This is a genomic window from Brevibacillus panacihumi W25, assembly GCF_000503775.1.
GTDB lineage: Bacteria > Bacillota > Bacilli > Brevibacillales > Brevibacillaceae > Brevibacillus > Brevibacillus panacihumi_A.
The window spans coordinates 1,262,743-1,275,576 of the sequence record NZ_KI629785.1; the positions used below are offsets into that span (position 1 = coordinate 1,262,743).

General features: G+C 49.8%; 13 protein-coding genes. 7 read left to right on the forward strand and 6 right to left on the reverse strand.

What is annotated here, in order from left to right:
* Positions 1 to 7 precede the first annotated feature (7 nt).
* Together T458_RS47075 and T458_RS47080 are read right to left on the reverse strand one after the other, a co-directional pair.
* Positions 8 to 1,417, reverse strand: coding sequence for a serine hydrolase (locus tag T458_RS47075; protein WP_023558066.1), 1,410 nt, complete (start codon positions 1,415 to 1,417; stop codon positions 8 to 10).
* Positions 1,418 to 1,419: 2 nt separating this feature from the next.
* Positions 1,420 to 2,310, reverse strand: a complete 891-nt coding sequence (locus tag T458_RS47080; RefSeq protein ID WP_023558067.1) for a serine hydrolase — start codon at positions 2,308 to 2,310, stop codon at positions 1,420 to 1,422.
* Between the two features lie 510 nt (positions 2,311 to 2,820).
* On the opposite strand from T458_RS47080, the gene T458_RS47085 reads away from it, so the two are divergent.
* The 5 genes from T458_RS47085 to catA all read left to right on the forward strand — a co-directional run bounded on the left by T458_RS47085 (position 2,821) and on the right by catA (position 6,544).
* Complete coding sequence (locus T458_RS47085; RefSeq protein ID WP_023558068.1) at positions 2,821 to 3,204, forward strand: VOC family protein; 384 nt, start codon at positions 2,821 to 2,823, stop codon at positions 3,202 to 3,204.
* Between the two features lie 355 nt (positions 3,205 to 3,559).
* Complete coding sequence (locus tag T458_RS47090) at positions 3,560 to 4,339, forward strand: alpha/beta fold hydrolase (RefSeq protein WP_023558069.1); 780 nt, start codon at positions 3,560 to 3,562, stop codon at positions 4,337 to 4,339.
* A gap of 244 nt (positions 4,340 to 4,583) precedes the next feature.
* On the forward strand, positions 4,584 to 5,021 hold the full coding sequence (locus tag T458_RS47095) for a dienelactone hydrolase family protein (protein WP_084568047.1): 438 nt from the start codon (positions 4,584 to 4,586) through the stop codon (positions 5,019 to 5,021).
* A 148-nt stretch (positions 5,022 to 5,169) separates the two neighbouring features.
* A complete protein-coding gene (locus tag T458_RS47100) occupies positions 5,170 to 5,739 on the forward strand; it encodes an SF0329 family protein (RefSeq protein WP_023558071.1) in 570 nt (189 codons plus the stop codon).
* A 142-nt stretch (positions 5,740 to 5,881) separates the two neighbouring features.
* The gene (catA, locus tag T458_RS47105; RefSeq protein WP_023558072.1) at positions 5,882 to 6,544 is read left to right on the forward strand and encodes a type A chloramphenicol O-acetyltransferase; all 663 of its coding nucleotides are present in this window, start codon (positions 5,882 to 5,884) and stop codon (positions 6,542 to 6,544) included.
* A 154-nt stretch (positions 6,545 to 6,698) separates the two neighbouring features.
* On the opposite strand, the gene T458_RS47110 is transcribed toward catA, so the two are convergent.
* From T458_RS47110 to T458_RS47120, 3 genes are all read right to left on the reverse strand, one after another.
* On the reverse strand, positions 6,699 to 8,291 hold the full coding sequence (locus T458_RS47110; protein ID WP_023558073.1) for a long-chain-fatty-acid--CoA ligase: 1,593 nt from the start codon (positions 8,289 to 8,291) through the stop codon (positions 6,699 to 6,701).
* A 132-nt stretch (positions 8,292 to 8,423) separates the two neighbouring features.
* Positions 8,424 to 9,755, reverse strand: a complete 1,332-nt coding sequence (locus tag T458_RS47115) for a sensor histidine kinase (protein ID WP_023558074.1) — start codon at positions 9,753 to 9,755, stop codon at positions 8,424 to 8,426.
* Position 9,756: 1 nt separating this feature from the next.
* A complete protein-coding gene (locus T458_RS47120; RefSeq protein ID WP_023558075.1) occupies positions 9,757 to 10,443 on the reverse strand; it encodes a response regulator transcription factor in 687 nt (228 codons plus the stop codon).
* A gap of 165 nt (positions 10,444 to 10,608) precedes the next feature.
* On the opposite strand from T458_RS47120, the gene T458_RS47125 reads away from it, so the two are divergent.
* Together T458_RS47125 and T458_RS47130 are read left to right on the forward strand one after the other, a co-directional pair.
* On the forward strand, positions 10,609 to 11,631 hold the full coding sequence (locus T458_RS47125; RefSeq protein WP_023558076.1) for a DJ-1/PfpI family protein: 1,023 nt from the start codon (positions 10,609 to 10,611) through the stop codon (positions 11,629 to 11,631).
* A gap of 54 nt (positions 11,632 to 11,685) precedes the next feature.
* On the forward strand, positions 11,686 to 12,333 hold the full coding sequence (locus tag T458_RS47130) for a DUF2306 domain-containing protein (RefSeq protein ID WP_023558077.1): 648 nt from the start codon (positions 11,686 to 11,688) through the stop codon (positions 12,331 to 12,333).
* A gap of 72 nt (positions 12,334 to 12,405) precedes the next feature.
* On the opposite strand, the gene T458_RS47135 is transcribed toward T458_RS47130, so the two are convergent.
* The gene (locus tag T458_RS47135; RefSeq protein WP_023558078.1) at positions 12,406 to 12,693 is read right to left on the reverse strand and encodes a DUF2325 domain-containing protein; all 288 of its coding nucleotides are present in this window, start codon (positions 12,691 to 12,693) and stop codon (positions 12,406 to 12,408) included.
* Positions 12,694 to 12,834 lie beyond the last annotated feature (141 nt).

The window sequence follows — 12,834 nt, forward strand, 5'->3', positions numbered from 1 at the left end:
GCATCAGTCATTCGGCTTTGGTCAATTGGCGCAAGGAATAGCTCATTCGTTCTACTTTTCCTTCTGCTGAACGGAAGAAATCGATCCAGACGGTGGATCGGCCGCGCCGGAAGACAAAGCTGTCAGCTCCGACCGGGATCAGCGGATAGGCCTGACCGTCCGCTTCCAGGTACAGCTCATTTTCTTTGCTCACAATCTCGGCCTTCATCCATTCTTGCGATTTGTACAGGCCGACATACTCCCTTAGTCTCTCACCTGGCAATTCTATTTTCTCAATCGGGTAGATGAGAGCATCTGCAGATCTGTTCGAGATCGTGTTCAAGATGCCCAGCACCAGATCGCGTACAGGTACACCGTCCACATTGCACAGCACGACGCCGCTTAGACCCGTCTGCGGCTGGACAAACACATGCGAACTGATTCCTTTCAGCGAGCCGCCATGCTCGATCAATGCTCCTCCGGGAAAAGCGGGCGAGACCATCAGTCCGTAACCATAGGAGCGGTATCCGTCACATCTGGCATGGGGTGTCGTCATCTGATGAATGCTTTCACGGGACAACACACCGGATGCTGGAGCCTCGCCGCCCGTACGGAACAATTCCAGATAGGTCAGGAGATCTCGTGCCGTAGACTTCAGAAAGCCACATGCGCGCATCGCCGGAGCATCATGCCAGAGCGGAGCCGCGATCACCTGTTCATTGCCATCTATTTTCTTTCGGGTATACAAGGTGGCGACATCCTCGGAATCTGCCAAATCCTCCACCGCAAATACCGTTCTCGTCATGCCCAGCGGCCCCAGAATATGCTCCGACAGGTACTGCTCGTAGCTCATATTGCTGACACGCTCGATAATGGCTCCGAGCAGACCGTAGCCATCGTTGTTGTAGCTAAAAGCTGTGCCGGGCGCTCCCAAAGCCGTACCCTTCCACTTGGCGATTGCTTCCAACACCTCTGCGTATGTATCGAGGTAGGGAACTGTCTTGAGCTCCTCTTCTGCCTCTGTCCCCAAAATCGCCGGATCTTGCTCCAGACTGCGCTTCATCGCGCCGTCCAGATAGGGCAAGGGAGGCATGCCCGGCGTATGCGCCATGAACTGCTCAATTGTAATGGCGTTTGTCATCTCGTCATCCAAAAAGCGAAACTCTGGCAAGTAGCGTATCACCGGATCGGTGACGGACAGCTTGCCTGCCTCTTGCAGCTGCATGATCGCTGCACAGGTGAAAGATTTGGTCACCGAAGCTATTCCGAAAACGGTATCCATCGAAAGCGGCAGTTGCTGCTCCTGATCGCGGACGCCGAAGCTTTCCTGGTAGATCCATTCCCCATCGCGGGCTACTGCGATGACCGCACCGGGAACCTCGGATTCTTCCAGCAGTTTTTTGGCAAAATCCTCAAATGCTTCTGTCCATTGCTGCATGATTACACCCCTCCCATGGCCAATTCATAGACGGCTCTCGCCACCTTTGCTATCGTACGCTCTGCCTCCTGCTTTTCTTCCACTTTTCGCGACAGGACCGAAATGGCTATCTGGCCTTTTCCCTCTGGCAGATAGATGATTCCTGCGTCATTCACAACCCCATTCACGGTGCCTGTCTTATGCGCGACCCTGGTTCCCGGAGGGAGGAGAAGCGGCAGGCGGCTATTGTATTGCTGCCGGCGCAGGATGTCCAGGATCAGATCGCAGGAGGCTGCGCTCAAAATCTCTTTTTTTGCCACCATCGACAGCAGACGGTTCAAATCGGCTGGGGTCGCGACGTTGTTTTCTGTCGTCGGTGCCCCGACATCGAACAGCAGTTGATAATCTCCCGTCTCTTCACGCCGCTCATATTCCGCGAAGCCGGCAGGCGAAGGCGACGGATCCTCCATCCCCACACAGCGATTCAACAGCTGCCAGCAGGTTTGCGGAAGATAGATGCTTTCCAGCCCCAATTCGCGCATATGCTTCTCGATGTTCCCGAGTCCGACAAGGTTGATCACCATATCCGTCGCGTAGTTATCGCTGACGATGGTCATCAGCATCGCCAGGTCCTTTACGGTCAGCTCTGCGCCGGAATCCAGCTCCTGCAAAACACCGGAACCCGGCACCCGCTCTTCGTATCGCAAGGGAATGCGCTGATCCAGCCTGATTTTCCCCGCTTCCACATCACGCATCAATGTCACAATTATCGGAATCTTAAAGACGCTGGCCATCTGAAATAGCTGATCAGCCTGGTGTCCCACTGTCATCCCGCTCTCCAGGTGGGTAACGGCCACCCCGAACTCTCCTTTTGCTTCCTGCAAAACCTCATCAATTGCCTGCTGCCAACTCATGACTATGCCTCCATTCGTCTGCTTGCCTATTCTCGTGTTTCCAGGTATTTCGACATGGGGGGGTTTATTTCCTTGAAACGGGTGGTACTCCGTCTTTAGTGGTGGAAAGGAAAAAGAGGAGAACGCTCAGGCGGGTTGGGATCTTTGCTGGGAGTCATTCCTGGTCGGCTCCATTCCAAAGGCGGAACCGCGGCCAAAAGCAGCCACTTCAATGAAGTGATTCAAGGTTGTCCGCTGAAATCGTGTTCCGCCTTTTCCATTGCGCCTGGGTCAAGATCCCAAAAGCCTTCGCTTTTCTCCCCTTTTTCCTCGGCCAGCTTATGCCTGTCCTACTGCTGTTATTCAAAATAAAGGATTAGACTGAAAAAATATAGTTAACGGGCAGTAATGCGGGATAACAACTTATCTTGTGTCCACACCCAGTGTCTGATGAATGTATGATTTTTTTTGATTGGAGCCAGATTGTTAGAAGAGCACCAACGTCGCAAGTATCAAAGGAGGCAAAAACGTATGAAAATCGTTGTTACTAGTATATTCGTACAAGATCAAGACAAGGCTCTGGAGTTTTATACAGAAAAGCTGGGGTTTGTTAAAAAGGAGGACGTTCCAGTCGGAGAATTTAGGTGGATAACCCTTGTTTCTCCCGAAGAGCAAAACGGTACAGAGCTTGTACTCGAGCCGAATAATCATCCTGCCGCCAAAGAGTATCAAAAGAAGATATTTGCTGATGGCATCCCAGCAACGATGTTTGGCGTTGCAGATATTAACAAAGAGTATAAACGATTGTTGGAAAACGGCGTGAGGTTTACTATGGAGCCGACAAAAATGGGCGAACTCACATTAGCTGTCTTCGACGATACATGCGGCAACCTTATACAGATTGTCCAGAAGTAACTTCTACAATGGAAATATACATTGTGAATAAGTACATGTAAGAATACGCTAAAACGGCAGCCGACATAAGGGCTGTCGTTTTAGCGCCTAATGGGCAGTAATATACAAATTAGCAATCCATAAGAAACACAAAAAGTACTTTAAGCTTATCATTGAAAAAACTAAACTTGAAAGCTAATGGGGCGAAATTATCAACCAGCCGCTTACCATGTATGAAACTTTAATGTCGACAATATTGAACTAGCTGTCGCCGACCTAAGGCATATGGCCGTCTTTAAGGATCCGGCTGGTAACATGCTGGCGGTTCTAGAAGAGTAAAGTTTACGCAGGTTCGAGAAATTTAAAAGGAGGTAACATGAAAACAACCCAATCAAAAGACGGCACAACCCTAGCATACGATGTGTACGGTAGTGGGCCAGCACTCATCTACATTACGGGTGCTATCTGCTATCGCTCATTTAAGCCGGTAGTACAAGATGCCAAGGTATTCGCTACTGAATTCACGGTTTATAGCTATGACCGTCGTGGACGCGGTGATAGTGGCAACACACTTCCTTATTCTATCGAACGTGAAATTGAAGATATCGAAGCCATGATTGACGCAGCCGGCGGCATGGCTTATTTGTATGGCCATTCTTCTGGTGCTGTTTTAGCACTTGAGGCTGCATTGCGACTTGGCAGCAAAGTACAAAAGGTAGTTATGTATGATGCGTCATACGTGCACGATGAAATAGAAAAGGCTGAATATAAACAGTTGAGCCAAACCATACACAAACTTCTCGATGATGGCAAAAACGCAAAAGCAATGGTCACCTTTTTGAAGGGTATTGGTATGCCAAAAGTATTTGTTTTGTTGTTGCCGCTATTTCCTGGCTGGCGAACTATGAAAGCACTCTCTCCAACACTTGCTTATGATATTGCTCTGACTCAGGACATGCCACCCCTCGAACGAGCCACTCGGGTTTCCGTACCAACGCAAATCATCGTTGGACAAAAAAGTCCCGCCGCAATACATGATGTCGGCCGCCAACTAGCAAAGGCAATTCCAAGCGCAACGTTCGCACAGCTTCCAGGACAAGACCACATGGTTAATGCGAAAAGTCTGCTGCCACTTCTATCGGGCTTTCTCAAGTAATTTTCTATAGCGTTATTCGATCATGGATATTGAACGGAACGAAAGACGAAAGCTCAATCATGACATGACGGCAGCCGGCCAGACGCTCGGTTGCCTTTTCATTAAGCTACGGCAGGATACCGACAGTAAGGAAGCGAAATCGATTGAGGCACAATTTTCATCATTTTAGTTCTTGAAAGGAGAAGAGAAATGGCAGAGATTCTTTTGTTTCGACGGTCATTTGTTTACCACGATCGAGGATGGCATGGCCTATGTCAATGAGATCGGCTTCGAAGAGATAACAGAGCGAGGTATACGTGTAGCCAGTGAGTTTCCGCGTGAGATCATCTACGCGGGGTTTTCGCTCGGTGTTGTTGCGGCTCAGAAGCTCGCTCAGACTCGTGAAGGCGCTCGTGGCGCATTGTTGTTTTACTCTTGCGTTCCGACATCGATGTTCGGATCTCCCTGGCCGGCGGAACTGCCGGTGCAGATTCACGGCATGGACGCTGATCCCTACTTCGTTGATGGGGGCGACATTGAGGCGGCACGCGAGCTCGTGGCTACAGCCGATCATGCCGAACTCTTTTTGTACCCAGGAAATCAGCACTTCTTCGCAGATAGCAGTTTGCCGTCATATGACGCCAACGCAACGACGCTGCTGTTGCAGCGTGTACTCGAATTCCTCCAGCATTTGGATAACTGAGCGTTTGCTACGGGCAGATTACGTTAATGATCTTCATTTTATTTAGTTGCATGCAAAAACCATGTATGTAGTATGATCGATGTGTTAGTTATTGTATGATGGGTAATATACTGACTGCCTGAATAGGTATTTAACATAGGAGGATTGAATGTCCTGGAGCAAATTGAAGCAAAATCTGGAGAGTTTTCTCTGTCCTGCGTTACATGGAAGGGTTGAATACCGTGCAACCGGCTATCGCTATTTACCGGATAAAGCAGGCCTTTGTTATATTGCGGTAGATAAAAAGAATGTATTCAATATGAGTGATAAAACTACTTTAATCAAATGGTATCAGACGGAGCTGGAAATTAAGAATGATCCAGATATCCAAATTCCTATCAGCAATGAAGAAATTGAAGCTGTCAGAAAAGATACCAAGGGAACAGTTCCGGAGGATCGTCTAAAAGTAATTGCAAGAAATAGAAAGATTTCAGAATATGCAAAGGAGCTTTTGTTAGCACAAGTATCATTAAGTAAATCAAATTTTAGTAGTGTAGCTAATCAATTTTTATCCCTTTCTATAGAAGAAAGCATGGAGAGCAATGATATACTATTGAATATTCTAGCTTTGGTGGACAGACGAGTTGGAAAAAAGCGAATTTTAAACATGGCTGAGAAAATGAAGGTAAAGCATCCAATCGTGCAGTATTTTTATGAACTACGTCTTAGTACCTTATGAAAACAAATAACAAGAAAATGTAGCTGAGCAACCACTGAAGCCCACTCAAAATCTCACGAGGAATGTGATGAGGATATGGTTAAGGCAGTGGATCAAGCCTCCTAAAACGATGAATCACGATCATTTTAGGAGGGAACCAAACATGATTTTCCATCCCATTGACATGGATACCTGGAGCAGAAAGCCTTATTTCGACCATTACCTGAACAACGCCAGATGCACCTTTAGCATGACGGCCAACATCGACATTACCCGGCTGCTTCCCGAGCTGAAAAGAAACGGATATAAGCTGTATCCGGCGCTGATTTACATGCTTACGACGGTCATGAACCGTCACACCGAGTTTAGGATGGGCTATGATACGGATGGCTACGTAGGTTATTGGGAAAGCATGTTTCCCAGCTACACCATTTTCCATGAAGACGATAAGACTTTCAGCAGCATCTGGACAGCACACCACGAAGATTTTCATGTCTTCCACGAGCGCTACCTTGCCGATCTCGCTGTGTTTGGAGAGATCAAGCAATTCACTCCCAAGTCCAATGAACCGCCATACACGTTTCCCATCTCGTGCGTGCCGTGGGTGAGCTTCACTGGCTTCAACCTGAACATTTACAACGAGGGGACCTACCTCTCGCCTGTCTTTACGATCGGAAAATACTTCAGGCAGGCTGACAGCATCTTACTGCCGTTAGCGGTGCAAATGCACCACGCCGTGTGCGACGGGTATCATGCCAGTCTGCTTGTGCAAGAAATGCAAGCTCTAGCTGACGCTGTCGCCACGTGGCTGCCGTGCAGTAAATAAACGAATACAATGTACAAAAGCGACAGCCCCGGACATGGCGATCCATGCACCGAGCTGTCGCTTCGTTTCTTTCCTTTGCATACGATCGATCTAACGCATCCGGAGCAGTTTGACCCTGCGGTGTCTGCTCCCTCGGAACATCTGGCTCTCCCTGTTACTCCTTGCCTTCGGGAGCTGCGTTGGCCAATTCCTGTTCGCGCAGCGTTCTGCGCAGGATTTTGCCTACTGCTGTCTTTGGCAGAGCGTCCCGGAATTCCACGATGCGCGGCACCTTGTAGGCAGCCATGTTTTCACGGCAATAGGCGATCAGATCCTCTGTCGTCAGACTGGCATCTGGCTTGAGAACCACGACAGCCTTCACGCTCTCACCCAGGTATGCGTCAGGAACACCAATCACCACCGCTTCCATGACAGCCGGATGCTGGTACAGCACTTCTTCCACTTCGCGCGGATAAATATTGAAGCCGCCAGCGATGATCATATCTTTTTTGCGATCGACGATGTAATAGTAATCCTCCTCGTCGCGGTAGGCGATGTCACCGGTGTACAGCCATCCATCCCGGAGGACCTGTTCCGTCTCTGCCGGCATATTCCAATACCCGCTCATCACCTGCGGACCGCGAATTACCAGCTCTCCGGCTTCTCCTGGCGGAAGCTCTCGCATTCCGTCCTGCAAATCCACGATTTTGGCTTCCGTGTTCAAAATGGCCTTGCCCACAGAGCCCGCCTTTTGTTTGTCAATTGGATTAAAATGCGTCACAGGCGAGGCTTCCGACAATCCGTAGCCCTCCATGATGGTAGCTCCTGTCTTCGCTGTAAATTCCTTGAGGATCTCTACCGGCAGGGGCGCAGACCCGCTCAGGCAGTAACGGATCGAGGAAAGCCCGTAATCCGCAGCTTGGGGATGAGCGTTCACGGCTACATACATCGTCGGGACTCCCGGGAAGAGTGTCGGTTTGGTATCCCGGATCGTCTCCAGCACCTCATCCCGATCAAAACGAGGGAGCAGAATAAGCTGGGAACCGTCCAGCACCCCCATGTTCATACACACGGTCATGCCATACACGTGAAAGAGTGGAATCACTGTCAGAATGCGGTCCTGGTCTTCTTCGTCGCTTTTATCTTTGGCGCCTTTGAGGATTCCTGAGATCTGGAAGGCGTTGTAGACGAGATTTCTGTGGGTGAGCATGGCGCCCTTGGAGCGGCCCGTCGTCCCTCCGGTGTACTGCAGCACGGCAATGTCATCCGCAGTCAAGGGAACGCTCGGCAACAATTCTCCTGATCCGAACAACGCTTCAAACAGGATGGTGTTTCCGCTGTAGACGTCTCCTCTTGGAGGCAGCTCCACGATGATTTTCTTCAGATTGGCTGCCAGGGACACTTTTTCCACCGCAGGGAGCAACGGCGCGAATACCACGATGGCTTTCGCTCCAGAGTCTCCGAGATAATGCTCCAGCTCGGCGGGGACTGCCATCGGGGTGATCTGGACGACGATCCCTCCGGCCTGCAAGATCCCGTAGTACGCAATCGGAAATTGCGGGCAATTGGGGAGCATCAACCCGACGCGATCCCCTTTTTCAATTCCCAAATCCCGCAATCCGGCTGCAAAGCGGCGCACACGTTCTGTCAGCGTCCGATAATCCATCTGCATTCCTTTGAAATATACAGCACTTCTTTCCGGGTAGCGCTCGCAGGTGGAGGCCAGCAATTCTGGCAAGGTTGCCTGCGTCATGTCTAGTTGTGACATCAACAACACTCCCTTTCACGTGAATAGGCTGATTCTGTATATATAATTCAAAGATAATGGGTCGAATTCCTCTCTCTTTTGTCCTCCATCATGAAAAAACAGGGAAGACGACCGACGCTCGGGATCCATCCTTTAGTCCGGATCAGTTACAGGTATCCAGCCCGTCAGCAATGCCCCACCCTCCGCATGATTGCCTGCGGCCAGATCCCCTCCGTGCCGCCTCATAATTCTCTGCGAAATGGTCAGCCCTAGTCCGCTGCCCCCCGTAGAACGGTTTCTGGACGCATCGCCACGATAAAGAGGATCAAAAACCCGTTGCAGCTCTTCCGACGAGAAGCCCGGCCCAGTATCACGTATCGTAAACATCACTTTCTTCTCTTCTTTCTGGCATTGAACAACAATATCACCATGGGCGGGTGTATGTCTGACGGCATTTTCCAGCAGATTGTTCACGGCTCGCTCCAATAAGTGCGTGTCACCGATGATGGTGCAAGGTTCTGCAAAATGGCTCGTGATCGAGATGTGCTTTTGCTGAGCACGCGGGTTCAAGCTGTCAATCGACTTCTGGAGTATGAGAGCAAGATCAACAGACTTGCTGCTCAATTCCGTCTCCAGATACTCCATCTTGGTAAAGGTGAAAAGGTCCTCTACCAGCAGGCCCAGCTGCTCCGCTTTTTCCTTGCAAACCGCCACATATTTCGATCGTTTTTCCGGTGTTTGGGCAATGCCTTGTTCCAGACCATCCAAATAACCGCGCAAGGCGAACAACGGTGTTCGTAAATCATGCGCGACAGCCGCGATCATGAAGCGGCGTTCTTCCTCCAGTGCCACTTGTTTCTGATGCGACTTTTGCAGTCCTTTGACCATCACCTCAAATCCATCGCGGACTTCGGCTATTTCGGTGATCCTGGACATGGGCAGCTGCACATCCCAATCTCCTGCGGCAATTTGTCTAGCCGCCACGCTCATCTGCTCGAGAGGCTTTAGAAGGAGCCTTCTCATCACCACTGCGACAATAAAAAAGGCCAGTAAAAGTCCAGCAACCGCCGCAATGATTTGGACCGTATTTGATTTCGGCACGTACATGACAACCTTCCCAAGTACACGACCGTCCTCTATGATGGTGAACCGCTCCGTTGACTGCGAGGCATGATCGTGTTCTGGATTGGAGCGATAGATTTCTTGATCTGACGCAGAGAAAAGCGTCACTTCCAGCTTTGCTTCCTGAAGCAGGCTATCCAGTTGGTTTTGCCAATTCGGATCCATCCATTTGTCCGAGTTGGTTTGGATCAGGTTCATCGTTTCGGTCTGCTGTCTTTGAAAAACCTCATGTTGCGGCTGATTTGTTGCAAAGCTCAGCGTGCCTGTTTCCATGAAATGAGCTGTCAAAAAGAACCACCACGGCATGTTGAGGATGAAAAATAGGCAAAGCATGGAAACCGTACGAATGCGAAGTGTTCTCATGTTAACCTCCCTCGAAGCGATACCCTACTCCCCATACATTGACCAGGTATTGCGGATGATTCGGATCGGATTCGATTTTCTCGCGAAGCCGACTGATATGAACCCGGATCGTATGCTTGTCGCCTACTCCATCCCAAAATTTCTCAAGTAATTGTTCATAGGAAAAAACATGTCTCGGGTGTTCCACAAATAATCGAAACAGCTCGTATTCCCTCGGTGTAAGCACGATGCTGTTCCCGTCCACGAATATTTCTCTTGTGGACAGGTTTACTTTGAGACGCCCATATTCTACGATCCTTCCATTCGATTGCTGCTGGGTAGTGGAGCGGCGCAATACTGCTTTTACTCTGGCAATAATCTCCCCCGGTGAAGCCGTCTTGACGATATAATCGTCGCCGCCGAGAGTCAGCCCGCGAATCTTGTCCACATCATCGCTGCGAGCGCTTAGGAAAAGGATCGGAACATTGCTCTGCGCACGAACCCGACGGCATAACTCAAAGCCATTTTGACCCGGCATCATGATGTCAAGGATGATGCAATGAATGGCGCTCTGCTGAAACGCTGCCCATGCTTGTTCGGTATCACAAGCAGTAATGACGTGAAAATGTTCATTCTCCAAAAAGTCTCGCAATAGTTCAACAATACTAGGGTCATCATCTACAACCAGTATCGTGTTGAGAGCATTCATGAATATCCCACCTTTGCTTTTCCAGTCTATCATTTTTTCTGCAAGAACTATCGGAACCACGCATTTTGTGATGGTTTGTTTACTATTTTGTGATTCTCTTGCCACATCCTTTGAGATATTCCATTGCTATCATTCGAGGCGAGCACAGAAAAGGAGGATGTCTGAATGCTTACTGTTCAAATCGTACTATTCGATGGTTTCGACCTTTTGGATGCCATGGCGCCTTACGAGGTTTTTTGCGCTGCTTCCACAATCGCGGAACAAGAATTACAAGTAGAATTCGTCACCGCCGAAGGGCCGAGGCTCGTGACGAGCGGGATCAATGGTTTACAAATAGAAGCGACCGGAGGACTGAATCCAGAACGCGCGGATATTATTCTCGTGCCCGGTGCAGCCGGTGATGTCGAGGGAGATGGTCCTGATTCGATCCCGGCAATTCTGAATCGGGCAGCGAATACAGAATTGACCCGTTTGATCCAACAGGCACTCGGGAAAGGAGACGTCGTGGTCGCCACGGTATGCGGAGGTTCCCTGCTGCTGGCTATGAAAGGGCTGCTGGAAGGCAGACCGGCGGTAACCCATCATCTCGGGATGGATGTACTTGGAGCCGCCGGGGCCATTCCCGTCTCGGCACGTGTAGTAGATGACGGCAACCTGGTTTCCGGCGGCGGCGTGACCTCGGGACTCGATGTGGCTCTGTATCTGCTGGAACGCGAGCTTGGTCCGCGCATCGCCCACGCGGTAGAGCAATTGTTTGAATATGAGCGAAGGGGAACGGTTTGGCGAGAGAAAGGAATTGCGCCTAGCTCTCAGAAGAGGTGGCAGGACGAAGAGCCGAACATCGCGAAGATGACTTCCGGCACTGAGCATCACAATATCGCTCAGGCATCTGTCTTTGACGGTGAGTGGGATACAATAATCGTGACACCTGTAGGAAGCCTTCCAGTCCGGCTGTCCATAACAACCAAGAATGGGGCAATCCAAGGCACTGCGCTCCAAGGAGATGAGGCGGTCACATTTATGAATCCGGTTCTGCAGGACAACAAGCTTGCCTGGTCGCTGCGAATCACGAAACCAATGCGTCTCAATCTGAAATTCGAAGTTGCCGCCGAGGGAGATCACATGACAGGAATCGCTAAAGCTGGTGTCCTTCCTGCCTCCAGATTAACGGGCATACGGATTTCCTAACCTGGAAGCTATGAAAAATATGATAAAGATGGAGCCAGGAGGTTTTTGGAGCTCATGAAGAATCGCAAAGCATTATACGGCATTCTAGCCTGTATCAGTATTGGATTTATCCTTTATGCCCTGGTATACAATTTTATCATCGATCCCAGAGCCGAGGAATTTTTAAGCCATAAAACGGGACTGAAGCGCGAACTCAACCTGCCCGTCTGGTTAAACGTGATGTACGTTCATGTTGCTTCCGCCTGCATTGCCATGGCGGCCGGGTTGCTCAACTTTTCGCAACGTATTTTAGAAACATACCGTAAGCTTCATCGCATCAACGGCTACGTGTATGTATTGTCCGTACTTATTGTCGTGCTGACCTCCGGGTATATGGCACCTTACGCCACAGGCGGAAAAATAAGCAGCATGGGGTTTAATGCGCTAAATATCCTATGGCTGCTCCTCACCATCGTGGCGCTTGTCCACATCAAACGAAAACGGATCAACCAGCACCGGAACTGGATGATCCGCAGCTACGCCTTTTGTTTTACGAACATGCTGATTCATCTGATCACCTCCCTTTTTCATCAGGGATTTGGGTTCGTGTACGCTACCAGCTACACGATTGGCCTGTACAGCTCCATTGCGCTGCTGCTGCTTATTCCTCAACTTATCATCAGAAATCTCGGCCAATCTAGAGACGCTTGCCATCAGTTGTAAAACAAAGAGAGCATTCCCACGGCGGGAATGCTCCTTTTGATTCTGCTTTTTCTTATGTATACGAGGCTATGTTCAACTGATCGCAGGTTCGTACATGGACAAGGATAAGGCCTCACATGACCTGCGGCAAAAGACGATCGGGACCTGTCTTTGCTTCGCCAGCTTCTTGATATTTTTGCTCAGATTGTGGTTGACGAAGTTGATAAAGACGACGATCAGCTCCGTGTCCGCCGGGATCATCGCCTTCACCTCCGATTTCTTTCTTCCGGAGACGTGATACACATGGCGAAATCCCTTCTCCTGCAGCATGGTCTCGATTGCCCCTACCTTATCCCCGCCAACGACAAGGACGCCAGCCATACCCGATTCCTCCCATCGCTAGGCTTGAGTTTTAATTTATATTATTCCGAGTTGTTTAGTGTGTATTATAGCATGCGAGATGGGATTTGCCAAACTTTTTTCGAACCCTGGCAGCTGCTGCCATTCATGCATATTTGCTTG

What these genes read in the sequence shown, in the direction of transcription:
- T458_RS47130 (WP_023558077.1), top strand. Translation starts at nt 11,686, where the DNA reads ATGAAGAATCGCAAAGCATTATACGGCATTCTAGCCTGTATCAGTATT.
- T458_RS47120 (WP_023558075.1), bottom strand. Translation starts at nt 10,443, where the DNA reads ATGAATGCTCTCAACACGATACTGGTTGTAGATGATGACCCTAGTATT.
- T458_RS47090 (WP_023558069.1), top strand. Translation starts at nt 3,560, where the DNA reads ATGAAAACAACCCAATCAAAAGACGGCACAACCCTAGCATACGATGTG.
- T458_RS47135 (WP_023558078.1), bottom strand. Translation starts at nt 12,693, where the DNA reads ATGGCTGGCGTCCTTGTCGTTGGCGGGGATAAGGTAGGGGCAATCGAG.
- T458_RS47095 (WP_084568047.1), top strand. Translation starts at nt 4,584, where the DNA reads ATGGCCTATGTCAATGAGATCGGCTTCGAAGAGATAACAGAGCGAGGT.
- T458_RS47115 (WP_023558074.1), bottom strand. Translation starts at nt 9,755, where the DNA reads ATGAGAACACTTCGCATTCGTACGGTTTCCATGCTTTGCCTATTTTTC.
- T458_RS47075 (WP_023558066.1), bottom strand. Translation starts at nt 1,417, where the DNA reads ATGCAGCAATGGACAGAAGCATTTGAGGATTTTGCCAAAAAACTGCTG.
- T458_RS47085 (WP_023558068.1), top strand. Translation starts at nt 2,821, where the DNA reads ATGAAAATCGTTGTTACTAGTATATTCGTACAAGATCAAGACAAGGCT.
- T458_RS47100 (WP_023558071.1), top strand. Translation starts at nt 5,170, where the DNA reads ATGTCCTGGAGCAAATTGAAGCAAAATCTGGAGAGTTTTCTCTGTCCT.
- T458_RS47110 (WP_023558073.1), bottom strand. Translation starts at nt 8,291, where the DNA reads ATGTCACAACTAGACATGACGCAGGCAACCTTGCCAGAATTGCTGGCC.
- catA (WP_023558072.1), top strand. Translation starts at nt 5,882, where the DNA reads ATGATTTTCCATCCCATTGACATGGATACCTGGAGCAGAAAGCCTTAT.
- T458_RS47125 (WP_023558076.1), top strand. Translation starts at nt 10,609, where the DNA reads ATGCTTACTGTTCAAATCGTACTATTCGATGGTTTCGACCTTTTGGAT.
- T458_RS47080 (WP_023558067.1), bottom strand. Translation starts at nt 2,310, where the DNA reads ATGAGTTGGCAGCAGGCAATTGATGAGGTTTTGCAGGAAGCAAAAGGA.